The sequence below is a fragment of the Mycolicibacter heraklionensis genome, from assembly GCF_019645815.1.
Taxonomy (GTDB): Bacteria; Actinomycetota; Actinomycetes; order Mycobacteriales; family Mycobacteriaceae; genus Mycobacterium; species Mycobacterium heraklionense.
The window spans coordinates 2988139-3012628 of the sequence record NZ_CP080997.1; the positions used below are offsets into that span (position 1 = coordinate 2988139).

Annotated in this window: 23 protein-coding genes; 11 read left to right on the forward strand and 12 right to left on the reverse strand. The window is 68.3% G+C overall.

Going from position 1 to position 24490, the window contains the following annotated elements; all coding sequences use genetic code 11:
- Positions 1-19 precede the first annotated feature (19 nt).
- Positions 20-466 (forward strand): limonene-1,2-epoxide hydrolase family protein, encoded by a 447-nt coding sequence (locus tag K3U94_RS14045; RefSeq protein WP_220694100.1) that lies wholly within the window; start codon positions 20-22, stop codon positions 464-466.
- Between the two features lie 10 nt (positions 467-476).
- Positions 477-899, forward strand: a complete 423-nt coding sequence (locus tag K3U94_RS14050) for a DUF5313 domain-containing protein (RefSeq protein ID WP_220694101.1) — start codon at positions 477-479, stop codon at positions 897-899.
- Here K3U94_RS14050 and pspM read toward each other — a convergent pair.
- The 4 genes from pspM to pgsA form a co-directional block, all read right to left on the reverse strand.
- Positions 896-1732: a phage shock envelope stress response protein PspM gene (pspM, locus tag K3U94_RS14055; protein ID WP_220694102.1), complete on the reverse strand. Its 837-nt coding sequence runs from the start codon at positions 1730-1732 to the stop codon at positions 896-898. The two genes, K3U94_RS14050 and pspM, sit on opposite strands and share 4 nt — an antisense overlap.
- 4 nt (positions 1733-1736) lie before the next feature.
- Complete coding sequence (pspA, locus tag K3U94_RS14060; protein WP_047318486.1) at positions 1737-2561, reverse strand: phage shock protein PspA; 825 nt, start codon at positions 2559-2561, stop codon at positions 1737-1739.
- A 106-nt stretch (positions 2562-2667) separates the two neighbouring features.
- Positions 2668-3018 carry a transcriptional regulator ClgR gene (gene clgR / locus K3U94_RS14065; RefSeq protein WP_047318487.1) on the reverse strand — a complete coding sequence of 117 codons (351 nt, stop codon included), beginning with the start codon at positions 3016-3018 and terminating at the stop codon, positions 2668-2670.
- A gap of 215 nt (positions 3019-3233) precedes the next feature.
- Complete coding sequence (gene pgsA, locus K3U94_RS14070; RefSeq protein WP_047318488.1) at positions 3234-3830, reverse strand: CDP-diacylglycerol--glycerol-3-phosphate 3-phosphatidyltransferase; 597 nt, start codon at positions 3828-3830, stop codon at positions 3234-3236.
- A 31-nt stretch (positions 3831-3861) separates the two neighbouring features.
- Here pgsA and K3U94_RS14075 point away from each other — a divergent pair, with 31 nt between their 5' ends.
- Positions 3862-4410, forward strand: a complete 549-nt coding sequence (locus K3U94_RS14075) for an amino-acid N-acetyltransferase (RefSeq protein ID WP_047318489.1) — start codon at positions 3862-3864, stop codon at positions 4408-4410.
- Here K3U94_RS14075 and K3U94_RS14080 read toward each other — a convergent pair.
- The gene (locus K3U94_RS14080; RefSeq protein WP_047318490.1) at positions 4407-4916 is read right to left on the reverse strand and encodes a DUF421 domain-containing protein; all 510 of its coding nucleotides are present in this window, start codon (positions 4914-4916) and stop codon (positions 4407-4409) included. The two genes, K3U94_RS14075 and K3U94_RS14080, sit on opposite strands and share 4 nt — an antisense overlap.
- 183 nt (positions 4917-5099) lie before the next feature.
- Here K3U94_RS14080 and K3U94_RS14085 point away from each other — a divergent pair, with 183 nt between their 5' ends.
- Positions 5100-6461 carry a wax ester/triacylglycerol synthase family O-acyltransferase gene (locus K3U94_RS14085; protein ID WP_220694103.1) on the forward strand — a complete coding sequence of 454 codons (1362 nt, stop codon included), beginning with the start codon at positions 5100-5102 and terminating at the stop codon, positions 6459-6461.
- Positions 6462-6470: 9 nt separating this feature from the next.
- On the opposite strand, the gene K3U94_RS14090 is transcribed toward K3U94_RS14085, so the two are convergent.
- The gene (locus tag K3U94_RS14090; RefSeq protein ID WP_220694104.1) at positions 6471-9029 is read right to left on the reverse strand and encodes an FtsK/SpoIIIE family DNA translocase; all 2559 of its coding nucleotides are present in this window, start codon (positions 9027-9029) and stop codon (positions 6471-6473) included.
- Positions 9030-9161: 132 nt separating this feature from the next.
- Between K3U94_RS14090 and K3U94_RS14095 the strand changes: the two genes are divergently transcribed.
- From K3U94_RS14095 to K3U94_RS14105, 3 genes are read left to right on the forward strand one after another with little or no spacing between them, the layout of a single operon-like run.
- Entirely contained in the window at positions 9162-9476 is a 315-nt protein-coding gene (locus tag K3U94_RS14095) for a putative quinol monooxygenase (RefSeq protein ID WP_047318493.1), read from the forward strand.
- A complete protein-coding gene (locus K3U94_RS14100; RefSeq protein ID WP_220694105.1) occupies positions 9473-10294 on the forward strand; it encodes a mycofactocin-coupled SDR family oxidoreductase in 822 nt (273 codons plus the stop codon). The genes K3U94_RS14095 and K3U94_RS14100 overlap by 4 nt, the downstream gene beginning before the upstream one ends.
- A 3-nt stretch (positions 10295-10297) precedes the next feature.
- Positions 10298-11164, forward strand: a complete 867-nt coding sequence (locus K3U94_RS14105) for an SAM-dependent methyltransferase (protein WP_220694106.1) — start codon at positions 10298-10300, stop codon at positions 11162-11164.
- A gap of 12 nt (positions 11165-11176) precedes the next feature.
- On the opposite strand, the gene K3U94_RS14110 is transcribed toward K3U94_RS14105, so the two are convergent.
- The 5 genes from K3U94_RS14110 to K3U94_RS14130 are packed head-to-tail and all read right to left on the reverse strand — an operon-like array spanning position 11177 to position 16287.
- Positions 11177-12853 (reverse strand): ribonuclease J, encoded by a 1677-nt coding sequence (locus tag K3U94_RS14110; protein WP_220694107.1) that lies wholly within the window; start codon positions 12851-12853, stop codon positions 11177-11179.
- A gap of 7 nt (positions 12854-12860) precedes the next feature.
- Positions 12861-13763, reverse strand: a complete 903-nt coding sequence (gene dapA, locus K3U94_RS14115; RefSeq protein WP_047318495.1) for a 4-hydroxy-tetrahydrodipicolinate synthase — start codon at positions 13761-13763, stop codon at positions 12861-12863.
- 31 nt (positions 13764-13794) lie between these two features.
- A complete protein-coding gene (gene thyX / locus K3U94_RS14120; protein ID WP_220694108.1) occupies positions 13795-14559 on the reverse strand; it encodes an FAD-dependent thymidylate synthase in 765 nt (254 codons plus the stop codon).
- 31 nt (positions 14560-14590) lie between these two features.
- Positions 14591-15640 carry a polyprenyl synthetase family protein gene (locus tag K3U94_RS14125; RefSeq protein WP_047318496.1) on the reverse strand — a complete coding sequence of 350 codons (1050 nt, stop codon included), beginning with the start codon at positions 15638-15640 and terminating at the stop codon, positions 14591-14593.
- On the reverse strand, positions 15637-16287 hold the full coding sequence (locus K3U94_RS14130; RefSeq protein ID WP_220694109.1) for a hypothetical protein: 651 nt from the start codon (positions 16285-16287) through the stop codon (positions 15637-15639). Before K3U94_RS14130 ends, K3U94_RS14125 begins: the two co-directional genes overlap by 4 nt.
- A gap of 115 nt (positions 16288-16402) precedes the next feature.
- Between K3U94_RS14130 and K3U94_RS14135 the strand changes: the two genes are divergently transcribed.
- From K3U94_RS14135 to K3U94_RS14150, 4 genes are read left to right on the forward strand one after another with little or no spacing between them, the layout of a single operon-like run.
- Entirely contained in the window at positions 16403-17833 is a 1431-nt protein-coding gene (locus K3U94_RS14135) for a hypothetical protein (protein WP_220694110.1), read from the forward strand.
- Positions 17830-18336 carry a hypothetical protein gene (locus K3U94_RS14140; protein WP_047318499.1) on the forward strand — a complete coding sequence of 169 codons (507 nt, stop codon included), beginning with the start codon at positions 17830-17832 and terminating at the stop codon, positions 18334-18336. The genes K3U94_RS14135 and K3U94_RS14140 overlap by 4 nt, the downstream gene beginning before the upstream one ends.
- Positions 18333-21536 (forward strand): adenylate/guanylate cyclase domain-containing protein, encoded by a 3204-nt coding sequence (locus K3U94_RS14145; protein WP_220694111.1) that lies wholly within the window; start codon positions 18333-18335, stop codon positions 21534-21536. The genes K3U94_RS14140 and K3U94_RS14145 overlap by 4 nt, the downstream gene beginning before the upstream one ends.
- Entirely contained in the window at positions 21533-23611 is a 2079-nt protein-coding gene (locus K3U94_RS14150; protein ID WP_267878324.1) for an FAD-dependent oxidoreductase, read from the forward strand. Before K3U94_RS14145 ends, K3U94_RS14150 begins: the two co-directional genes overlap by 4 nt.
- Here K3U94_RS14150 and K3U94_RS14155 read toward each other — a convergent pair.
- Entirely contained in the window at positions 23608-24309 is a 702-nt protein-coding gene (locus tag K3U94_RS14155; protein WP_220694112.1) for a sensor domain-containing protein, read from the reverse strand. The two genes, K3U94_RS14150 and K3U94_RS14155, sit on opposite strands and share 4 nt — an antisense overlap.
- Positions 24310-24490: the final 181 nt, after the last annotated feature.

Genomic DNA, 24490 nt, shown 5'->3' on the forward strand with positions numbered 1-24490 from the left:
CAGGCCTAGGGTGGCAGGCATGACCGAACTGACTGGCCAGCCCAGCGCTGTCGAGGCCGCCGCCAACATCCGCACCGTAGAGACCTTCCTCGACGCCCTGCGCGACGACGATCTCGACACGGCGGCCGCGGCACTCGCCGAGGACGTGGTGTACCAGAACGTCGGGATGCCGACCATCTACGGCCGCAGCGCCACCGTCGCGGTGTTCCGGCGCTTGTCTGGCCGGGGGACATTCGACGTGAAGACCCACCGCATCGCCGCCGACGGCTCGGCGGTGCTCACCGAGCGCACCGACGCGCTGACATTCGGACCGCTGCGGCTGCAGTTCTGGGTGTGCGGGGTCTTCGAGGTCCACCACGGACGTATCACGTTGTGGCGCGACTACTTCGACTTCTTCGACATGTTCAAGGCGACGCTGCGGGCGGTCGCGGCCACCGTGTTCCCGGCGCTGCGACCGACGTTCTAGGGTCAGCTCTGTGCGTCAAAGTCCGAAGCCTGCGCGCCCAAGCCCGATCCAGTACCTCCGGTACTGCTACGGACGCCCGTTGCCCCCAGAGCTGCTGGACTGGGTCCGCAACGACCTGGCCGGCCCGGGTGCCACGGTCCGGATGATCCTGCGCGCCGCCGTGCCGACGACGCTCATCCTGATCCCGTTCTGGTTCTTTCCGACAGACTTCATGACGCGTTTCAGCATGACGTTTCCGATCTGGTTCATGGTGATTCTGTTCGCGCACGCGCTCAACAAGGTATGGCGCACGCACATGCTGCGGATGCACGGTCTGGACCCGGAGCTGGCCAACGCACGCAAGCGCCAGCGCGACGCCCACATTCACCGGTCCTACGTCGAACGCTACGGTCCGCGGCCGGAATCGGTCGATCAGCGCAGCGACGATATCTAGACGACCCGCGGCAACTCAGCCAGTTCGTCGAATGCCTGCGCCCAGCCCAGCATCTTCTCGGTCGCGCCGACCAGCTCCTCACGGTAGCGCCGCTGCGACATCGGAGAGTTCGCCGGATCGCCGGTAGACGTCGACGCGCCGTCGTTGGCCGAGGCCACCAATTGCGCTGCGGCGGTGACCATCTCGTTGTACTGGCGAACACCGGCACTGAGCTGAGCGGTGAACGCGTTAATGGTCGGCACCAGGTACTGACGTGACTGGGCGCTGTGCTGCACGGCGCGCTCCATGGACACCACCTCAGCCGCGGTGGCGGCCATGGTCGACGCGGCGCGGTTGACCGCGGCCGTCAGTTCGGTGATCTCGTCGGCGGGCAGCAGCCGGCCGCGCTCGAGCACGCCCAGCAGCGAGATCATCCCGCGCTCGGAGGCGCCCAGGGCGTACATCGCCGGTCGTGCCGCCGAGCCGGGCGGCGGCAGGCGCCGCGCGGCGGTGGACCGCACGGCCGGCAACGGCGCCGCGCGCAGCCAGCGGTAGCGCAGCAACAACAGCGTCGCCGGCGCCGCCGCCCCCGCGGCCACCAGCCCGGTGATCAGCAGCACCCACACCGGCGTCGACCACGATGCCAGCACGGCCGTCACCAGCGTCCAGAATCCGCAGGTGGCAGCGAAGAACAGGCCCAGCCGCAGCGCCCACCGGCGCTTGCGCAGCATCCTGGCCCGCGGGTCGGCGATCGCACCCAGCTTGTCGGCGAGGATGTCGGCAGCCTCGCTGGCACGGTCTACGGCGCGCTGCAGCAGTGGGTGCCGAGCGCTGCCTCGGAGCACGGCGGCCACCTGACTAGCGTCCCAGCGGGTTCTCGGGAGTGGGATTGGCGCCGGACTGCGGAGTGGCCGGGGTGGCCTGGCCGGGGGCGGTGGCGGCTCCACCCGCGGGCAGCGACTCGCCCCTCATGGACGCCCGGATCTGCTCCAGCCGGGAGTGGCCGGCCATCTGCACACCGGCCTGCTCGACCTCGAGCATCCGGCCCTGCACCGAACCCTGCGCCAGCTCGGCCGCTCCGATCGCGTTGGCGTAGCGCCGTTCGATCTTGTCACGCACCTCGTCGAGGCTGGGAGTGGTTCCGGGAGCGGCGATCTCGCTCATCGAGCGCAGTGAGGCGCTGACCTGCTCCTGCATCTTGGCCTGCTCGAGTTGGCTGAGCAGTTTGGTGCGCTCGGCGATCTTCTGCTGCAACACCATGGCGTTCTGCTCGACGGCCTTCTTGGCCTGCATCGCCGCCGACAGCGCCTGGTCGTGCAGCGCCTTGAGGTCTTCGACGCTCTGTTCGGCGGTGACCAGCTGGGCCGCGAACGCCTCCGCGGCGTTGGTGTACTCGGTGGCTTTCGCGGCGTCCCCGGCGGCCGTGGCCTGGTCGGCCAAGGTCAGGGCCTGGCGCACGTTGACCTGAAGCTTCTCGATGTCGGCCAGTTGCCGGTTCAGCCGCATCTCCAACTGCCGCTGGTTGCCGATCACCTGCGCGGCCTGCTGGGTCAGAGCCTGGTGCTGGCGCTGCGCCTCTTCGATCGCCTGCTGGATCTGCACCTTGGGATCGGCGTGCTCGTCGATCTTCGAGTTGAACAGCGCCATCAGGTACTTCCACGCCTTGACGAACGGGTTGGCCATCAGTCAGCTCCGTCTGCTTGTTTTCCAGTGTTGTCGCACTACCGCCGGTACCGGTGATCAATTTATCGGGTCAACGGTGCTCGGGTGGGTGTTCAGGCCGGGCGCGTCACGCCGAGGCCACCGATGCCAGCGTACGAATCGGCGGGATCACCACCTTGGTGCCGGCATCGATGCGGGTCACTGCGCCGCTGCGGGCGGACCGCGCGCTCAGTTCGGCCCGCTCCGCCTGAGCAAGCCGGGTTCCGGCGTCGAAGAGCACCGTCGACAACGGGATCCGCAACGCCGCGCAGATCGCGTTGAGCAGCTCACTGGACGCTTCCTTGCGGCCCCGTTCGACCTCGGAGAGGTAACCGAGGCTGACCCGCGCCGAGTCCGACACCTCACGCAGCGTGCGGCCCTGGGCAGTCCGGGCTTGGCGCAGCACCTCGCCGACCGACTCCCGCAGCAATGTCGTCATCGTGCACTCCCCCTTACGGGTCAACCCTGGAAATCTGACAGTCACCAAGGTCAACGCGCGCTACGCCCGTAAGGGTTCCCGAAACGGCGGTTTCATTCGGCGGTCCCAGCTTCGCCTCTCCTCCGTCGAGCCTCGCTGAACCGCCGGTTTCATTCGGCGGTCCCAGCTTCGCCTCTCCTCCGTCGAGCGTCGCTGAACCGCCGGTTTCATTCGGGTCAGCTTGCGCCCGATCCGCTGCGCAGGTCAGTGACCGCCGAAACCACGTAGTCCACGCCGGTCAGCACCGTCAGGATCACCGCCGCGGCCATCACCGTCCAGGCGGTCACCAGCCAGGGGCCTTCCATCGGCAAGATGAGCAGCCCGATACCGATGGCCTGCACCAGTGTCTTGAGCTTGCCGCCGCGGCTGGCTGGGATCACGCCACGGTGCAGCACGGCGAACCTCAGCAGGGTGATCCCGATCTCCCGGACCAGAATCAGCACCGTCACCCACCACCACAGGTCACCCAGCATCGACAGACCGATCAGCGCTGCGCCGATCAGCGCCTTGTCGGCGATCGGGTCGGCCAGCGTGCCGAACTCGGTGACCATGCCGTAGTTGCGCGCCAGAGTGCCGTCCAGCCGGTCGGTGATGATGGCAACGGCAAAGATGACGAACGCCGCGATACGGGTCTTCGGATCGTGGCCGTCCTCGGCGAACAGCGCCAGCAAGAAGACCGGAACAAGTCCCAACCGCAGGACGGTCAACGCGTTCGCAAGATTGACCACCGGGACATGCGTCACCGTTGGACCGGTTTTAGGCTGCCCCGACACGGCAGTCAGACTATCTGTTGCCCAGCCCGAAATGAGAAACCGATACTGTGCAGCTGTGAATCTTGCGGCGGATCGACCGGCGGGGCAGCCCCTGGTTCGGCGCGCGCGCACCTCGGATGTTCCGGCGATCAAGAAGTTGGTGGACATCTACGCCGGCAAGATCCTGTTGGAAAAGAACCTGGTCACGCTGTATGAGGCGGTCCAGGAATTCTGGGTGGCAGAAGACGCCGATCGGCAGGTGGTGGGCTGCGGTGCCCTGCACGTGTTGTGGTCGGACCTCGGCGAGGTACGCACGATCGCGGTGGACCCGACCCTGACCGGTCGCGGTATCGGACACGCCATCGTCGACCGCCTGCTGCAGGTCGCCCGCGAGCTCGAGTTGCAGCGGCTGTTCGTGCTGACCTTCGAGACCGAGTTCTTCGCCCGGCACGGCTTCACCGAGATCGACGGAACGCCGGTCACTGCCGAGGTGTTCGAGGAGATGCAACGCTCCTACGACGTCGGCGTGGCCGAGTTCCTGGACCTGAGCTACGTCAAGCCGAACACCCTGGGCAACACCCGGATGTTGCTGATCCTTTAGTCGGCGACCATGTCGCGGATCCGGCGTGTCGCGCCGACGAGAAAGCTGAACTGCCCGTCGGATTCCATCCGGCCCTCACGGACGACGGAAAGGTCCGCAATCCCCTGTTTGCGAGCCTGCTCGCGAACCTGCTCCTCGGTGATCATCTCTTTGCGCATATTGGCGTAGAGGAACGCGCCCTCGTAGATCACCAGCAGCGGCCCCGGCCGCAGCAGCCTCGCCACCGACGGCCAGCGGTGCGCCATCCAGTTCAGCAGGTAGGACCAGCCGATGATCACCCCGACGAGCAGGATGCCGTCGCTGATCGATCGGTAGCCGCCGGCCATGCCGTTCTGCGCCGCGTCGGCGATCAGCACGACAACGATCAGATCGGTGATGCCGTTGGTGCCCGCCTCACGTTTCAATACCACCCGCAGCAATGCGTAAATCGCGATGTAGATGACAGTTCCGCGGATAAAGATCTCCGACGGAGGTGTGTCGAAAGAGAAAAGTCGTGCCCAATCCACGTGGCGAGATTACGCGCACAACCCGGCCCGGGAAAACCACCGGTGTCTGGTGTGTGGCCGGTCCGTGTCCGGTCCGTGTCCGGCGCACGTCGAGCGCGCCCAGCTGGGGACTTCCGGCCCTGCCGCGGCACCGCCCGGACAAGCGATAGTGATACTGACAGTTGCAGATAACTGGAGGTAGCCATGGCCGAGCACCTGACCCCCTTGGACGCCGGCTTCCTGGGCGTTGAGGATTCCGACCACAACGTCAGCATGGCCACCGGAACACTGGCGGTGTTGGACGGGCCGCTGCCGGAGCACTCCGAGCTGGTGGCGACACTGGCCGAACGTCTGCGCGGGTGCCCCCGGTTCGGGCAGCGGCTGGTGCGCCATGCCTTGGATCTGGGCGCACCGGAATGGGTGGACGACCCCCACTTCGACATCGCCCACCACATCGGTCGGGTCGCGGTGCCGACTCCAGGCGGGGACGCCGAGCTACACGGGGTGGTCGCCGACGTGATGTCCTGGCGGCTGGACCGCGACCGTCCGCTGTGGGAGATCTGGGTGATCGGCGGGCTCAGCGGTGACCGCTGGGCGCTGCTGATGAAGGTCCACCACTGCATTGCCGACGCCAGCGCCACCGCACACATGCTCACCGGCCTATCGGACAACGGCGTCACCCACCACCGTGCACCGGCCGCCGGAGCGCCGCACGATACGGCGCGACCGGCGCACGGCCGACCGCTGCTGGACCTCAACCCGGTGCATTGGCTCTACAACCTGCGCGGCGTCGTTGAGCTCGCAGCCGGTGTGCTGCAACCGGCCGCGTCGTCACCGAACGGGCCGATCACCAGCCGGCGCCGCTATAGCGCCGCGCGGGTCTCGCTCGACGATGTCCAGCAGATCTGCCAACGTTTCGGCGTGACCGTCAACGACGTGGTGTTGGCGGCTCTGACCGACAGCTACCGCGACTTCATGATCCGGCGCGGTGAAGTGCCCCAACCCGATTCGCTGCGCACCCTGGTGCCGGTATCGATGAGGTCTGCGGAAGCACCCGAGCCCGACAACCGGGTCTCGTTGCTGTTGCCGAGTCTGCCGATCGAGGAGTCGAACCCGGTTCAGCGGCTGCTGACCGTGCGCTACCGACTGTCGCAGGCCAAGGTCGGCGGGCAGCGCTACGCCGGGCGCGCGGTCATGTCGGCGGCCGGGCTCTTCCCTGTCTCGTTGTCGTCCTGGGCGGCGCGGTTGCTCGGCCGGTTCCCCCAGCGCGGCGTCGTGGCGTTGGCGACCAGTGTCCCCGGCCCGGTGGAGCCGTTGCAGATCATGGGCTGCGACGTGGTTCAAGTGCTGCCGGTGCCACCGATCGCGATGCAGCTTCGCACCGGCGTGTCGATCCTCAGTTACGCCGGGAACCTCTTCATCGGGGTGCTGGCCGACTTCGAGTTCGCCGGTGTCGACGAGCTGGCCCGCGGGCTGGAATCCGCGGTGGCCCGGCTGGTGGCGCGCAGCAAACGCCGCAAGCCACTGCGCGACTGGCATGGGCTCACCCTGGTACACAGCGCGTAGCCGGCCCGCCTAGAACTCGTCGTCGCCGCCATCGTCGTCGGGTGAGCCGCCACCGCGGATGGCCATCAGCGTCGCCGCCAGCTCATCCGGTTTGACCAGCACCTGCCGGGCCTTGGAGCCCTCGGAGGGGCCGACGATGCTGCGGGTCTCCATCAGGTCCATCAGCCGCCCGGCCTTGGCGAAGCCCACCCGCAGCTTGCGCTGCAGCATCGAGGTGGAGCCGAACTGGCTGGACACCACCAGCTCGACGGCCTGCAGGAAGACCTCCATGTCGTCGCCGATGTCGGGGTCGACGTCAGCCCGATCCCCACTGGGCTTCACCGCGGTGACGCCCTCGGTGTACTCGGGTTCGGCCTGGTCCTTGCAGGCGCTGACGACGGCCTGGATCTCCTCGTCGGAGATGAACGCACCCTGCAGCCGGATCGGCTTGTTGGCGCCCATCGGCAGGAACAGGCCGTCGCCCATGCCGATCAGCTTCTCCGCGCCCGGCTGGTCCAGGATGACTCGGGAATCGGTCAGCGACGAGGTGGCGAACGCCAGCCGGGACGGCACGTTGGTCTTGATCAGGCCGGTGACGACGTCCACCGACGGCCGCTGGGTGGCCAGCACCAGATGGATGCCGGCAGCGCGGGCCTTCTGGGTGATCCGCACGATCGCGTCTTCGACGTCGCGGGGGGCGGTCATCATCAGGTCGGCGAGCTCGTCGACGACCGCCAGGATGTAGGGGTAGGGCCGGTAGACCCGTTCGCTGCCCAGCGGTGTGGTGATCTCCCCGGAGCGCACCTTGGCGTTGAAGTCGTTGATGTGGCGCACCCGGGACGCCTTCATGTCCTGGTAACGCTGCTCCATCTCCTCGACCAGCCAGGCCAGCGCGGCCGCGGCCTTCTTCGGCTCGGTGATGATCGGGGTGATCAGGTGCGGAATACCTTCGTAGGGAGTGAGTTCCACCATCTTCGGGTCGATCAGGATCATCCTGACCTCTTCCGGGGTGGCCCGCGCCAGCAGCGACACCAGCATCGAGTTGACGAAGCTGGACTTACCCGAGCCGGTGGAGCCGGCCACCAGCAAGTGCGGCATCTTGGACAGGTTGGCGCAGATGAAGTCGCCCTCGATGTCCTTGCCCAGCCCGATCACCAGCGGGTGGTGGTCGCCGCGGGTGGACGGCGCGGTCAGCACGTCGGCCAGCCGCACCAGTTCGCGGTCGGTGTTGGGCACCTCGATACCGACGGCGGACTTGCCCGGGATCGGGGCGAGCATCCGCACGCTCTCGGTGGCCACCGCGTAGGCGATATTGCGCTGCAGGGCGGTGATCTTCTCGACCTTCACCCCGGGACCCAGCTCCACCTCGTAGCGGGTGACGGTGGGACCGCGGGTGCAGCCAGTGACCGCCGCGTCGACCTTGAACTGCTCCAGCACCGAGGTGATGGCGTCGGCCATCTGGTCGTTGGCGGCGGTGCGGGTCTTCGGTGGGTCGCCGGCGACCAGCAGGCTCAGCGCCGGCAGCGTGTAGGGGCCCTCCACCACCCGGTCGAGCACGACGGTGGTGTCGGTGGGTTTGGCGGTCTTGGGTTCCTTGGGCGTCTTGCGGCGAGCGGGTTTCACCGGGGGCGGCGCAGCAGCGGGCTCTTCGTCGAGCGGGTAGTTGTCCAGCGGGGTGCGCGACTGCCAGTCCGGGGTGTCGTCGGTGACGTCTGGCTCGAGGGCTCCGAACCGGCTGGTGCCGCCGGCCGACGCACCCAAATCGGCGTCCTCGTAGGGCTCGTCGTCGTAGTACGCCTGATCGTCGTAGTCGTCGTAATCGTCGTAGTAGTCGTCGCCGTAGTCACCGCGGAACATGGTGCGCAAGGTTTCGGGCGCCTCGCGCAGCGTGGTCCCGGTCAGCAACAGGACGCCGAACAGCACGCCGATGCACAACAGCGGTGCGGCGATCCACGCCGTGAGTCCGTCGGCCAGTGGCCCACCGATCGCGAACCCGACAAAACCGGCGCCATGCAGACGGCCGTCGGGGCTCTGCGGGGAACCCGACCACAGGTGCCACAGACCCAGGATCGGCAGCCCGATCATGGCCGACCCGAGGATCAGCCGGGGCCGGTTCTCCGGGGCGGGTTCGGTGCGCATCAGCAGCACGGCGCCGGCCGCGGCCAGCACCGGAAGCAACACCACCGCGCCGCCGATCACGGTGCGCAGGCCGGTGTCGACCCACGCACCGAGCGGCCGGGCGGCGTCCAACCAGCAACTGGCGGCGGTCACCACGGCAAATCCCAGCAAAGCCAGTGCTATGCCGTCGCGGCGATGGCCGGGGTCGATGTCGTGGGCACGGCCCACCGAGCGTGCCGCGCTGCCGGCGCCCTTGGCCACCATCAGCCAGGTGGCGCGGGCGAGGCGCCCGCAGGCCATCCCGAGCGCCACGGGACCCGAATGCTGCCGGGTGGCGCGGCGGGGCTTGGCCGCCGAGCGGGACCGGGCGGGCCGCGATCCACCTTTGGCGGCCTTGGGACCGGCTTTGGCCCTGGTCGTTCGGGCGCCGGAACGCGCGGGGGCCCTACTAGTAGCGGTCTTACTAGCCATGTCGGCAAGCCTAGTCGCAATTACCCCATCTGCACCATAAGCCACACTGGCCCCGGCCGATCGGTTCACCGCGCATCCGGCTGGGGGCTGGGTAGGGTGGCCGGTGAATCCCTTTCATCCAAGGAGCCGCATATGCCCGTGGTCGTCGTCGCCACCTTCGCCGTCAAGCCGGAATCGGTCGAGGCCGTCCGTGAGATCTGCACCAAGGCGGTGGCAGAGGTGCACGACGAACCGGGCTGCCAGCTGTACTCCCTGCACGAAGCCGACGGCGCTTTCGTGTTCGTGGAGCAGTGGGCCGACGCCGACGCGCTGAAGGCGCACTCGACGGCCCCGGCGATCGGCACGCTGTTCGGCAGCCTCAGTGAGCACCTGGTCGGCGCGCCCGATATCAAGATGCTCGCCCCGGTGCCCGCAGGCGACCCGGCCAAGGGCCAGTTGCGACCGTGACAGCCCGGCCCCTGCAGGGGAAAGTCGCGCTGATCACCGGCGCGGCCCGCGGCCAGGGCCGCGCCCATGCCCTGCGGCTGGCCGCCGATGGCGCCGACATCATCGCCGTCGACCTGTGTGGGCAGATCGCCAGCGTGCCCTATCCGCTGGCGGACGCCGAGGACTTGGCGGCCACGGTCAAGCTGGTCGAAGACACCGGTGCGCGCATCGTGGCCCGGCAGGCCGATGTGCGTGACCAGGCGGCGCTGGGCGCCGCCCTGCAGGCCGGCCTCGATGAGCTGGGCCGGGTGGACGTCGTGGTGGCCAACGCCGGCATCGCCCCGATGGCCGCGGCCGACGGCTGGCGTGACGTCATCGACGTCAACCTGACCGGTGTCTACCACACCATCGAGGCGGCGATCCCGACGATGATCGACCAAGGCGACGGAGGGTCGATCGTGCTGATCAGTTCGGCCGCGGGCCTGGCCGGCATCGGCAGTCACGACGCGGGGGCCATCGGTTACGCCGCAGCCAAGCACGGCCTGGTCGGGTTGATGCGGGTGTACGCGAACCTGCTGGCGCAGCACAGCATTCGGGTGAACTCGGTGCACCCGGCGGGTGTCGACACGCCCATGATCAACAACGACTACGTCCGGGGCTGGCTGGCCCGGCTCACCGCCGAAACCGGGACGCCCCCGGACATGGGCAATGCGCTGCCGGTAGCGGTGCTGCAACCGGAGGACATCGCCAATGCGGTGGCCTGGCTGGTATCGGATGCGGCCCGCTACGTCACCGGCATCACCTTGCCCGTGGACGCCGGCTTCATCAACAAGAGGTAACCCGTGGCACGCAACCCGGCAGCACAGACGGCCTACGGCCCGATGCTGCTGGCAGCCGTCGAACAGCACGAGCCGCCGAGCCGCCGGCTGGTCGACGACGACCTCGCGGCGGCGTTCCTGCCTGCCCGAATCCGCTGGCTGGTGGCGGCGACGCGGCCCGCGTTGCTGCGCAAGTGGGTCATCGCCGCGATGGATCGCTCCGGGCCGGGCCTGTGGGTCAACCTGACCTGCCGCAAGCGGTTCATCGCCGACCGGATCGATGAGGCCGGCGAGAACATCGACGCCGTGGTGATCCTCGGTGCCGGCCTGGACACCCTGGCCTATCGACTCGCCCGGCGGACCCGCATTCCGGTGTTCGAGGTGGACCAGGCGGTCAATATCGCCCGCAAGGCCGCCACGGTGCGCCGGGCGTTGGGCGCCCTACCGCTGTCGGTTCGGTTGGTGGCACTGGATTTCGAGCGTGACGATCTGTTGACCACACTGGTCGAGCACGGTTATCGAACGGCGTTTCGGACGTTCTTCGTCTGTGAGGGGGTGACTCAGTACCTGACCGAGGCCGGAGTCCGCCGGACCATGGAGGGCCTGCGCCCGGCGGCACCGGGCAGCCGACTGGTGTTCACCTACGTCCGCCGCGACTTCATCGACGGTAAGAATCTGTACGGCTCGCAGCGGTTGTATCGCAGGGTGGTCAAGAAGCTGTGGCACTTCGGGCTGCAGCCCGATCAGGTGGCGGATTTTCTCGCCGAATACGGCTGGCGACTGATCGAGCAGGCCGGACCCGAACAACTTCTCCAGCGCTACGTCGAGCCCACCGGCCGCGACCTGGACGCCAGCGACCTGGAATGGTCGGTGTACGCCGAGAAGCTCTGAGGCCGGGCCGGCTCAGATCTCGATCACCGTCGGCACGATCATCGGCTGACGCCGGTAGACCTCGCCCACCCACTTACCCACCGTGCGGCGCACCGCCTGGGCGATCCGGACCGGATCGGTAACCTGTTCTGCGGCAAGGGATTCCAACTCCGCCTCGACTTTGCGCGCTGCCGGCTCCAGCGCCTTGGGGTCTTCGGAGAAACCGCGGGAATGCAGGTGCGGCGGGGCCACCGGCTTGCCGGTCCCGCGGCGCACCACCACCGTTATCGCGACGAACCCGCTGGACAAGATCAACCGCTCCCCCAGCGTCGCATCGCCGACGTCGCCGTCGACGAGACCGTCGACGAACATCTTGCCCACCGGCACCGCCCCGGCGATGCGGGCTTGTCCGGCAATCAGGTCGACGCTGACCCCGTTCTCGGCCAACAGGATCGACTCCGCCGGCACCCCGGTACGGACGGCCAGCGCGGCGTTGGCCCGCAGCATCCGCCAGGTGCCGTGCACCGGCATCACATTGCGGGGCCGAATCCCGTTGTAGAGGAACAGCAGCTCGCCGGAGTAGGCGTGCCCGGAGACGTGCACCCGGGCGGCGGCGTTGGTGACCACTCGGGCACCGATTTTGGCGAGTGCGTCCATCACGCCGTAGATGGCTTCCTCGTTGCCGGGTATCAGCGACGACGACAGCACCACCAGATCACCGGCGGTCAGCGTGATGGACCGGTGCTCACCGCGCGACATCCGCGACAGCGCTGACAGCGGTTCGCCCTGGGTCCCGGTGGTGACCAGCACCACCTTCTCCGGCGGCATCATCTCGGCCGCCCCGATGTCCACCAGGTCCGAGTCCGACACCCGCAGGAAGCCCAAATCCTTGGCAATGCTCATGTTGCGGACCATCGATCGCCCGACGAAGGCCACCCGGCGGCCCAGTGCGACCGCGGCGTCGACGATCTGCTGCACTCGGTCCACGTTGGAGGCAAAGCAGGCCACGATCACCCGGCCCTCGGCGCCGCGGATCAGCCGGTGCAGGGTGGGGCCGACTTCGCTCTCGCTCGGACCGACACCGGGAATCTCGGCGTTGGTCGAGTCGCACAGGAACAGGTCCACGCCCTTGTCGCCCAGGCGCGACATCCCGGGCAGATCCGTCGGACGTCCGTCCGGAGGCAGCTGGTCGAGCTTGATGTCGCCGGTGTGCAGCACGGTGCCCGCGCCGGTGTGCACCGCGATCGCCAGTGCATCCGGGATGGAGTGGTTCACCGCGAAGTACTCGCATTCGAACACCCCGTGGGTGCTGCGCTGACCTTCGGCAACCTGGACGAAGACCGGCTTGATGCGGTGTTCCCGGCACTTGGCGGCGACCAGGGCCAGGGTGAACTTCGAGCCGACCACCGGGATGTCGGCCCGCAGCTTGAGCAGGAACGGGATCGCGCCGATGTGGTCCTCGTGGGCGTGGGTCAGCACCAGCGCCTCGACGTCGTCGAGCCGGTCTTGGATATGGCGGATGTCCGGCAGGATCAGGTCGACGCCGGGCTCGTCGTGGCCCGGGAACAGCACGCCGCAGTCGATGATCAGCAGCCGGCCGAGGTGCTCGAAAACGGTCATGTTGCGGCCGATTTCGCTGATACCGCCGAGCGCGGTGACGCGAAGCCCTCCTTCGGTCAGCGGCCCCGGCGGGGTGAGATCCTCAGTCACCCGCACCTCACCCGAGAACGGACGCGGCGCGCATGTCGATGGCAAGTTCGTCGACCTCGGCGGCCGTTGCCGGCACCATCGGCAACCGGGGGTCGCCCGCCTCGAAACCCTGCAACCTCAGACCGGCCTTGACGAAGGTCACCCCGCCGACGCGACCCATCGCGTTGGACAGCGACGCGATCGAGACGTTGATCTTGCGGGCGGTCTCGACGTCGCCGGCGGCGAAGGCGGTCAGCATGTCGCGCAGCTGGCCGGCCGCGAAGTGCGAGATCACGCTGACGAATCCGGTGGCGCCCATAGCCAGCCACGGCAGGTTGAGGGCATCATCGCCGGAGTAGTAGGCCAAGTCAGTCTCGGCCATAATCTGCGCTCCGGCGTGCAGGTCCCCCTTGGCGTCCTTGATCGCGACGATGTTGGGGTGTTCGGCCAATTCGAAGATGGTGTCCGGCGCGATCGGCACCACCGAACGGGCCGGGATGTCGTAGAGCATCACCGGCAGCGCGCTGGCGTCGGCAACAGCGGTGAAATGCGCCAACAGGCCGGCCTGCGACGGCCGCGAGTAGTACGGCGTCACCACCAGCAGGCCGTGCGCGCCGACCCCGGCGCAGGCCTCAGCCAGGCGCACACTGTGCTCGGTGTCGTTGCTGCCGGCGCCCGCGATGATGCGAGCGCGGTCACCGACCGCCTCGACCACCGCACGCAGCAGCGTGAGCTTCTCGTAATCCGCGGTGGTCGGCGACTCGCCGGTGGTGCCCGAGATCACCAAACCGTCGCAACCGGCGTCGATGAGGCGATTGGCCAGGCGTACGGCGGCGTCGGTGTCCACCGAGCCGTCCGCGCCGAAGGGGGTCACCATGGCGGTCAGCACGGTGCCGAACTGCGCCTTGGCGTCGAATCCGCTGCTGCTCACGGCCCTAAGATTACCTGGCCCCTGGAGTTGCTCAGACCTCGGTGGCGAGCGGACTGGTCGCGACTTCGGTGCCGTCGGCCAGCGCGCTGATCTGGAAGTCCCCGAACGCCGCGGGGGCCACGTCGGTGAGCTGTCGCAGACACTCGACGGCCAGCCTGCGGATCTCGACATCGGCGTGCTCGCTGGCCCGCATCGCGATGAAATGCCGCCACGCCCGGTAATTGCCCGTCACCACGATGCGGGTCTCGGTGGCGTTGGGCAGCACGGCACGAGCGGCCTGCCGGGCCTGCTTGCGCCGCAGCGCACCCATGGTCTCGGTCGGCTGGCCCGCAGCGAATTTGGCTTCCAGGCGGGCCAGCAGCTCGGCGTAGGCGGCGTGACTGGCGTCGGCGGCTTCGGTGAGGATCCGCTGCAGCTCCGGGTCGTCCTCCATGCCGGGCGGCACCACGACCCGCGAGTCCGGTTCCGGCACGTAGCGCTGCGACAGCTGGGAGAACGAGAAATGCCGGTGCCGGATCAGCTCGTGGGTGGCCGACCGCGAGATGCCGGTGATGTAGAAGGTCACCGAGGCGTGCTCGAGCACCGAGAAATGCCCGACGTCGATGATGTGCTTGAGGTAGGCCGCGTTGGTGGCGGTTCGCGGGTTGGGTTTTGACCAGCTCTGATAGCAGGCCCGGCCGGCGAATTCCAGCAGGGCCTGACCGCCGTCGGCGTCGGTGCTCCACGGCACGTCCGGCGGCGGAGTGAACTCGGTCTTGGCAATCAGTTGCACGCGCAGCGGCGCCATCTCGGCCACGGCACTCACCTTAAGGCGTGCCGGGCCGGTGTCAGCGCCACCGCGCCCACACGTAAGGCACCAGCGAGCGCAGGAAGTCCAGATCCGGGCCGGGGCGGGCATCGGCGAACGCCTGCTCGAAGTACTCCTGGGCCGCCAGCAGAATGCCCTCGGCGTACTCACGGGTGAACGCGATGCTGCCGTAGTCGTCCATCATGGTGCGCACCCGCGCCACCAGCTCGGCTGAGCGCTGCGATCGACTGCGGCGCAGGTAGTCCGCCAGCAGGTCCCGGTCGGGTGTCCGCGCCACCGACAGCAGATGGACCAGCGGCAGTGTGCGCTTCCCTTCGTAAAGATCGCCCAGGATCTCTTTGCCGTAGACCCGTTCGTCGCCGACCAGGTTCAGCAGATCATCGCGGATCTGAAACGCCGCACCGAAATGAAACCCGAACCGCACCAGCGTCCCCAGTTCCGCGGTGCCTCGCGACCCCACCATCGCCCCGACCCGCAGCGGATGGATGGTGGTGTACCAGCAGGTCTTGTGCAGGATCAGGTTCAGGTAGTCCTCGGGCCGCAGGTCGTCCACCTGGTCGGCCTGCCAGCCGACTTCGATCGCCTGTCCCTCCAGGGTCCGCAACGCCATCGTGTCGAACTCGGCCCACACCAATTCGGCCAGGTCTCGGTCGAGCTGCCGGGTCGCGCGCCGCAGCACCTGCCCGGCGACCAACGCCAACGCATCACCGGTGTTGATCGCCGTCGCCATGCCGTACAGGGCTCCCAAGGTCGGCCTGCCGCGGCGCATTTCGCTGCCATCGGCGATGTCGTCGTGCACCAGGAAAGCGTTGTGCAGCAACTCGATCGCCACGGCGATACCGAGTAAGGCGTCGGTGTCCGCGCCGAAGGCCCGGCCGGCCGACAGGCACAGCGCGGGCCGCAGCGCCTTACCCGGCCGCTGCGGATAAGCCCGCAGCGGTGCGTATAGCCACTTGGCAGGCTCACCGTCGGGCAGCGCGTCGAGCATCGAACGGCGGACCATCCTGGCGACCTCACCCAGTCGCTCATCGACCGCGGCCACCGATGCGCGGTCGGCGATGTCAGTCACGATTCCCGCGCCGCGACGGTGAGCACCACGGGCAGCCACAGATCGGGATACCCGACCGCCAGCAGGGTGCCGCGATAGGTGCCGGGACACACTTGAGGGCCGACGTCGACGGTGATCTGCACGCCACGGCTGGACCGGCGCGGCATCGGCACCGCGGCGGGGTCCAGCCGCACCGCGCCGGCCCCGATCACCTGGCCGCCGTGGCCGAGCAACTCACTACAGCGCAGCCGGACCGCCGCGCGGTCGTCGGTCCCGCGGTTGTGCAACCAGACCTCGCCGGTGGCCGAGCCCGGGCCGGTGACTTCCAGTCTGACGGCGTCCTTCGACGCCGGGTCATTGACGTCCAGTGTCACGGTCCCCGCGTCACCCTGCGGCCGCGCCGGAGACGACCGCAGCAGGAACTGCCCGGCCGTCGACCACCAGGCTCGGGTGAACCGTTCGAGGTCCGGCGGACCGGTGGGATCCGCGGCGGCGGCACCGTCGCGCGGCGCCGCAACTGCCTGAGCGAATTCGTCGATGATTCGGCGGGCAGCACGGAAGCCCTCGGCCTGGATCGCATTGAGTGCTCGCGCATTCGCGGCGGGATCAAAAATTGATGCCCAGGGTAAGTCGTCGATGGTGCCGTCACCGAGCGCTTTGTCCGACACCGATTCCCTCCTTAAGGAAATCAGCTGTGCTCTGCAAAAGAATTCACTTTCGGGGCTGCCGAGAATCAACCCGACCGCCGTATACTACCTGCTTACTTGGGTGATCGGAGACGCAATGGCGGCAACCGATATGGCAACTGCGGCGCAATCTCTGCTGGCGCTTTACGGCGCTCTCGATCAAGCGGTCATCAACACCTCAGACCCGGAAATCGAAGCTATCGTCGAGCGTTATCTTCCGGGCAGCACCGGTGCTAATGCGGGCTGGTACGACGAATTGCTCGGCTTCCTGCGCCGGTCGGACCCGACCGATCCCGAGCGGCCGGAATCACCGGCCGTGCCCGATTTGGGCGAGGCGCTGACCGTACTGCGGAACCAGGGGTCGACGCCGGCACTGTCCCGGCGGATGACAGACGCCGGCCAAGCCGCTGCCGCCGACGCACCAGGGGCCGCGCAGCTGACACCGGTTGTGTTGTCCCGCATGGTGTATGCGATCGGTGCGCTGAGTCATCTGCCCGCCTACTACCCGCCCAGCGAGTGGGACGCGGCCTTCAGCCAGACCCTCGCCCTGGCCGGGACTGACGGCGGCGAGCTGCTCGATCTGCTGCGGCACGACTTCAACGGCCGCAGCGACTGGTCGCAGGTGGTGCTGTCTGGGTCGGTAAAGGCCGACATCGCCATGGTCCCGCTGTGCAACGCCAAACCCAAGTGGGTGCGGGGCCGGCTGTGCGTCGTGCTGACCACCGACTTCACCAGCACGAAGGTGTCGCTCAATGATTTGAAGGACGTCATCGACCCGCTGAACTGGGCGCGTTGCCTGCCGTTCTTCTGCTCGATGGACGCGATGCCGATCCGCCCGGACGGCTGGAGCCGGGTCCTCGAGCACTTCAGCACCACGTGCGGGATCGTCGGGATGCCTCAGATGCTGACGCCGCTGAAGTACTGGAAGGGGCCGGGGGTCGGCGAGCCGGTGTCCCCACCCACGGCGTGGGTCAACTACATGCTCGACGACGACCCGGCGCCCGGGGAACACGGCGACGGCGCCATGGTGATCGATGAAGGCTTCATCAGGATGACGTCGACGGCCGGCGATCCGACGCTGCACGGTGTGCAGGTGCGCACCAGGAAAGTCGTCGGCTTCCGCGACCTGGGCTGGTTCCCCACCGCCTTGTTCGCCTGCGTGCTGGGCTACGGCGACCAAGGCGTCGAGATGCTGCTCGGCGGAGTGGCCAAACGGGCCAAGGACGGTCCAGTGGGCTGGACAGCGTGGGAACCGTCTACGCCGGCTGCCGGCCAGCCGAAGATCCCGGCCCCGCCGGCCCAACCGGACCCGACGCAGCGGGCTGTCGCAGTGGCGATCGAGATGCTCAATGAATGCATCGACGAGATGTCGCAGCGCAGTGCAGCATTGGCCGCCAAATGTGCGGGCGGCGTGCGGCCGGTTGAGGAGTCCATCGCGTTCGCCGCCGATCTGTCCGCCCGGCTGGCGACCGACCCGTGGCGCTACCTGCAGCGGCTGCGCACACCACCCCAGGGCGGCGGCACATGAGAGACATCAACGAAGGCATCCACCGGTACGCCCAGGCGTCTCGGCAGCTGGTCGATGAGGCCGGCGCGATCGTGCTCGACGCCGACCACCGGATCGGCGAGGGCGCGTTCGGTTCCGCGCAATGGGCACAGGCGGTTCGCCGGCTGATCAACCTCGCGGCCACCGCAGGTTATGAGGTGTCCGACGCGCTGATGTCGCAGTGCGGCTCGCAGTGCGCCGACGACGTCGAACTCTCCGACTTCCTCGAGGCTCCCCCCGGCACCGGATGCGAGCGGATGCTGTCGATCACCGCACCGTTCGTCGCCATCGGAACCTCGTACGCCATTCCCCCGCAGGCGATGGTGTTGGTGCCGGGCGTGCTGCGGACCTTCGCCACCCGATTCCGGGTGGGGGTACGCGGACCCGATTACGTCAGCGGCACCTACCGCGGCCGAATTCGGTTGACCTGCTTGCCGGCCGGATCCGGGCAGGCCCAGGAAATGGACGTCGTCGTCGACCTATGAGCATCACCGACGAGCCCGACGAGATCGACGACCTGCTGGATCAAGCGATTCAGGCGGCGAACAGCGGCGACCGTGCCACCGCCAGCGCGCTCGCCGAGCAGGTGCTCACCGTCGACACCGGCAATCAGGACGCCGAAGACCTGCTCTGCGCGCCGCTCGCCGGCTCTGGTGAACTACGGCGGCTGACAATACTTTTCGCTGACGTGGTGAACTCGACCGCGTTGTCGACCCGCATCGAGCCGGAGATCTACCGGACGGTGATCGGTCGTTACCGCCAGCAGGTGGATGAGATCGTCAACCGCTATGAAGGCCACGTCTTCTCCACCAAGGGCGACGGTCTGCTCGCCGTGTTCGGCCACCCCAGCGCCCATGAGAACGACGTCCGGCGAGCGGTGCAGGCCGGCCTGGACATCACCCGCGAAGTGGACCGGCTCAGCGATCGGGTGCGAGCGCGCTTCGGCTTCGACATCTCAGTACGGGTGGGCGTGCATCGGGGCATGGTGTATCTCGATGTGGCGCAGGACGACGTGTACGGCCTGGGCGCCAACCTGGCCTCTCGGGTATCGGGCCTGGCGCCCCCTGGAGGTGTCGTGGTGTCTGCGGCGGTGGCGCCGCTGGTGGCCGGCCACTTCGAGCTCGAAGCCCAACCCGCCCAACCGGTCAAAGGCATCGACGAGCCGGTCGAACACTACCGGGTCGTCAAGGAGCACGTCGGCCGCTCGCGGGTCCCGCTGGGGCAGTTGGTCGGCCGCGACGTCGAGCTCGCTCACCTGCACGAGGCCTGGAATCACGCCCGGCACGGCACGCTGAGTGTTCCGGGGGTCTGCTTCAGCGGCGAGGCGGGCATGGGCAAGAGCCGGTTGGCCACCGCCGCAGCGGATCTGGCCGAGCAGTCCGGCAGGCCGGTGCTCGCCCTGATCGGATCGCCGTTTCACGCCGACGCCGGGCTCCACCCCGTTCGTACGCTGCTGGAACAGCGGGCCGGGATCGAGCGGACGACGGCACCGGCCGACCGGCTGCGGCTGCTCGAAGACGAGGTCGCCGCGCGCGGACTCGATCCGGTCGCGACGGTGCCGTTGCTGGCGGCCGCGTTGGAGATCCCGGCCGAAGGCGGCTATCAGCCCACCCGTGTCGAGGGCGCCAAGCTCTACGGGCAGATCATCGATGCCGTCGTCCGTTACCTGCTCGCCTGCGCAGGCCAGGGCCCGGCGGTCCTGTTGGCCGAAGATCTGCAGTGGTTCGACCCGTCGACGCGTGACGTGGTCGCCTCGCTGCTCGCAGCCGACCCGGGCACGCTGCTGGTGGTGTTGACCGCCCGCGAGCTCAGCTCGCTGCCGGACCTCCCCCAGCTCAAGGCCTTCGAGCTCGCACCGTTGACGGCAGCACAGACCGACGAGTTGATCACCGCGCTGAATCCCGCCTTGTCCGGCGCGGAACACACCGAGGTCCGGCGACGCTGCGACGGCGTGCCGCTGTACATCGAAGAGGTGGTCGCCAAGCTGCACGAGCAGCCGCACGACGCAGCGGGGTGGGCGCGGGTTCCGGACGCCCTGTATGAGCCGCTGTTCTCGCGGCTTCGGGCCAGCAGCAACACGATCCAGGTCGTCGAAGCGGCCGCCACCATCGGCCGGGAATTCGATCGGGCCATGCTCAAAGCCGTCCTGGACATGACCGAGGCCGATCTCGATGACGCCGTTGCGGCGCTGGTGGCCGCGCGGGTCTTCCAGCCGATAACCAAGGACTGCTGGCGTTTCCGACATGAACTGCTCCGCGAGGTCGCCTACGAGCTGCCGCCGCCGAGTGTCCGGCACCAACTGCACGGCCGGGTCGCCGACACCCTGGTCGGCGATTCGGACAATCCGGATTGGCATCTGGTCGCTCTGCACTACCGGGTGGCGGAGCGATTCGAGGCCGCCGCCGACGCCCACCAGAAGGCGGCGCATGACGCCCGGCAGCGCGGCGCCCTCGACGAGGCCCGCGTCTGCCTCACCCAGGCCATCGAGCAGCTGCGCCGAGCCCCGGTCGGAGCGTCCCGCGATCGCCGCGAAGTGCTGTGCCGGCTTCGGCGCGGCTTCCTCACCTCGGCCGTGGAGGGAACTGCCAGCCCCAAGGCCGCCAAGGACTTCGAACGCTGCCTGAAGCTCGGCGCCACCGACCCGCGCCAAGACGGCTTCCTGTCGACCATGACCGCGTTGTGGGCCTATTACCTGCCGCGAGGTGATCTGCGCCGCGCCCTGCGGGTGGCCGAGTACGCCCGATCGAAGCGACCCAACGAGCAGAAGTTGTTCGGGCCGACCAATGCCGCCGCATTCGGCATGGTCGCCTGGTTTCTCGGTGACTTCGGCAAAGCCCGGGCGCTGTTGGAGGAAGCCGTCGCGGCAATGAAAGACGCGCAGCTGCCCGATTTCGAATCCCTGTGGTTCATCCCCAGCGATGCGCTCGCGTCGATGCACATGCACCTGGCGATGGCGCGATTCATCCAAGGCGATCTTGCCGGCGCCGACGAGCAGTTCACCGAAACCGTCCGGCGGGCAAGGGATATCGGGTTTCCGCAGGGACCGTTCAGCCACTGCTATCAGCGGTTCACCGAAGTCTTCATGTGTATGGAAGCCGGCCTGCTCGACCGCGCCGGCGACGTGGTCGCAGCCCTGCGTGCGCAGGCCGAACGGCACGGCTTCGAGTACTGGACGATGATCGCCACCACTCAACAGGGTGCTATCGACGCATTGTCGGCGCTTTCGGGCCAGGACACCGGCCCTGACCGGCTGGCACCGCACATCGCGACCATGACCGCGCTCGGGGCGGCGCTGCGGACAGCCGAGGTCAAACTGTTCTCCACCTACTACGACGGCGTGCTGGCCCGGCTGCTGCTGGCCGCCGGCGACACCAGCAGGGCACGCGAATGCCTCGACGGCGCGCTGGCACTGGCCGACGAGACCGCGGTGAACTTCTACCGCGCCGAGTTGCTGCGATTGCGCTCTCACACCTCCGGGGACGCGCAGGCCCGCGCCACCGACCTGCACTGCGCCATCGAAACGGCACGCCGGCAGGCGGCGCACGTTTACGAACTGCAAGCGGCGATGGACCTGGTCGATCTGCAGGGCGATTCCGCACGCGAACTGCTGGCCGAGACGGTGGCACGCTTCCCAGCCGGCAGCGACTGGCCGCAGCTGGATCGAGCCAGAACGCTACTCGGGTGAATCGGCCGGGTGGCAAGGTAGCCATCCTCGGCGGCGGTATGGCGGGGCTGAGCGCCGCCTGGCGGCTGAGCGAACCCGGCTGGCGAGACCGCTTCGACTCCATCACCGTCTACCAGCGCGGTTGGCGTCTCGGCGGCAAAGGCGCTTCCAGCCGTGGCCGGCACGGCCGCATCGAAGAGCACGGCCTGCACATCTGGCTGGGCTCCTACCAGAACGCCTTCACTCTGCTTCGTGAGTGCTATGCCGAACTCGACCGGGCCACAACCGATCCGGCAGCGCCGATCAGCACCTGGGACCAGGCCCTGATTCCGGCGGACAACGTGGGGCTGGCCGACCGGGTCGGCAGCGATTGGTTGGTCTGGCTGGGCAGCTTCACCCGCACCGACGGACTGCCCGGCGACCCGGACGGCACCGGCCTGGAGATGACGGTGGTGGAATTCACCGTCCGGGCGCTGCGACTGGTCCGCGATTTCGCCGAATCCCTGCGCGGCACCGTCGTTCCCGGACTCACGTTGTCCATCCACCCGGACCCGCCGCCCACCGAGCGATGGATCGACGCGGTCATCGACGCGACGCTGGCAGCACTGCTTGCGCTGGGCGATCCGCAGACGGCCCGCAGCGGCCTGTCCGCGGTGATCGACGGCGCGGTGGCGGCGGCGCGCGCCGCGCTGGACTACGAGCGGCGGCCCGACCATCGACGGTCGTGGCTGCTGCTGTCTCTGATGACCGCGGTGATCCGCGGAATCCTTGCCGACCACCTGGTGACCGACCCACGCGGGATGCGGGCCATCAACGACGAAGATTTCAACGACTGGATCCTGCGCCACGGTGCACACCCCGACGTCACCGAATTCGCGCTGGTGCGCGGCATGTACGACCTGGTCTTCGGGTACCGCGACGCCGATCCCGGCCAGCCGGCGTTCGCCGCCGGGCTGGCGGTCTTTCTGACCGGTCAGGTGCTGTTCGGCTACCAGGGGTCGATCTTCTGGAAGATGACCGCCGGGATGGGTGACGTCGTCATCGCTCCGCTGTACCAGGCGTTGCGGCGGCGCGGTGTGGAGTTCGAGTTCTTCCACCGACTCGACGCGCTGCAGCTGGACGCCGCGCGACAAGCGGTCGACACCATCACGTTTGGCCGGCAGGTGCGGCTCGCCGACGGCCTCACCGGCTACCAGCCGTTGACCACGGTGCACGGCTTGCCGGTGTTCCCCAGCGCTCCGCTGACCAACCAACTCGCCACGCCCGACCAGATCCCCGAGGGCGGTTGGCATGCCTTGGAAACCCATTGGTCGGACAGCCCCGACGCCGAGTCCCGGGTGCTGCGGCGAGGTGTCGACTTCGACCACATCGTCCTGGCCGTGTCCCTGGGCATGCTGCCGGTGGTCGCTGCGGAGCTGATCGAAGACCAGCCGGAGTGGCGGCAGATGACCACGAAGATACAAACCGTCGCCACCCAGGCCTTCCAGATCTGGTTGCGCGCGTGCGAACCGGCGCTGGGCTGGAACGATCCGGGCGTGACGCTCAGTGCCTACGTTCCCCCGTTCGAGACCTGGGCGTCCATGCCGCAGACTCTGTGGGCCGAAGACTGGCCCGAGCAGGATCGCCCCGCAACGGTGGCCTATTTCTGCGGCACCCTGGATGCGGCCTGGCCCACCGACGAGGTCGGGCCGGGTTACCTGCACCGACACCAGCAGCGGGTCCATCGGCAGGTCGCCGACCACCTCGACAAGCACCTGCACCGGTTCCTTCCCGGCGCGGCCGGTGAAGACGGATTCGACTGGCGGTTGCTCAGCGGCGCCGACGGCGAAACCGGCTGCGCCGCAGTGGAAACCCAGCATGTCAGCGTCAACGTCGACCCCTCGGACCGGTATGTGCAGTCGATCCCCGGCACCGACCGATACCGGCTGCGCGCGGACGAGAGCGGCTACGACAACCTGGTTCTGGCCGGCGATTGGACCGACTCCGGAATGAACGCCGGGTGCATCGAGGCGGCCGTCATGTCGGGCCTGCAGGCCGCGAACGCCCTGGCGGGACGGCACCGGTACCACCGCATTCGCGGCCTGTACCTGCCCTAGCCGTTCGGTACTTTCGCCGCGATCTGCCCGGCGATGACCACCGCGGAGTCCTTGGGGTCCGCGCTGCAGGTGTTGACATCAACCACGACGTTGTTGGCCACGGTCAACGCCCGCCCGCAGGCCCAGCTCACGTCGTTGCCCGCGTTGTCCTGGGTCGCGACGGTGCTCAGCATGCCGTCGGCGTTGACGATGGGCCCGGCGGTCCAGGTGGTGCCGCTCTGCAGGTGGCTGTATTCGTGGCAGGCCGGCCATTGTCGGGCGGCGTCGGCGAAGAATGCGGCGGCCTGCTGGGCTGACGGAAACGCGACGACGGCCTGCTCGACGAAGTGCTCGAAGTCGTCGCCCTCACTGAGCGCCTGCTCCCGCACCCCGGTGTAGCCGCTGTCGGCGTATACCGGGGCCTGGGCCGCACCGTCGATGGCCAGGCATTCTTGCGGTTGCATGGTGGCGCTGTCATCGGACAGGGCGGTGTGGGTGCGAGTGACGGCCATGTCGGTCGCCGCCATGATCGGATTGATCTGCTCGGGGGTGAGCAGCAGAGCGCGCAGGGCGTCCTCGGCGACGGGCGCGACGGCATGGGTCGTCGTCGGCGACGTAGGGGTGGTGGCGGCCGGTTTCAAGACGCCCCCCGGGCGGCCACACCCGGCGGCCAGCACAGCGCCCGCGACAACAAGTACCCACGCAGAAGAAACCCGCATGCGATCACCCCGACATCCCGACCCCCGGATCAGCGCGCCAGTCATCAGCGTCGCCGATCAGCTCCCGTCGCCACCCTAGCGCCGTCCGGGACGCTTCGCCGGTCTCACCGCCGGGGCGACGGCCCCGGACGATCGAAGTTTACGTCGTAAGCATCGGCGGGTATCCCGAGCCAATCGGCGG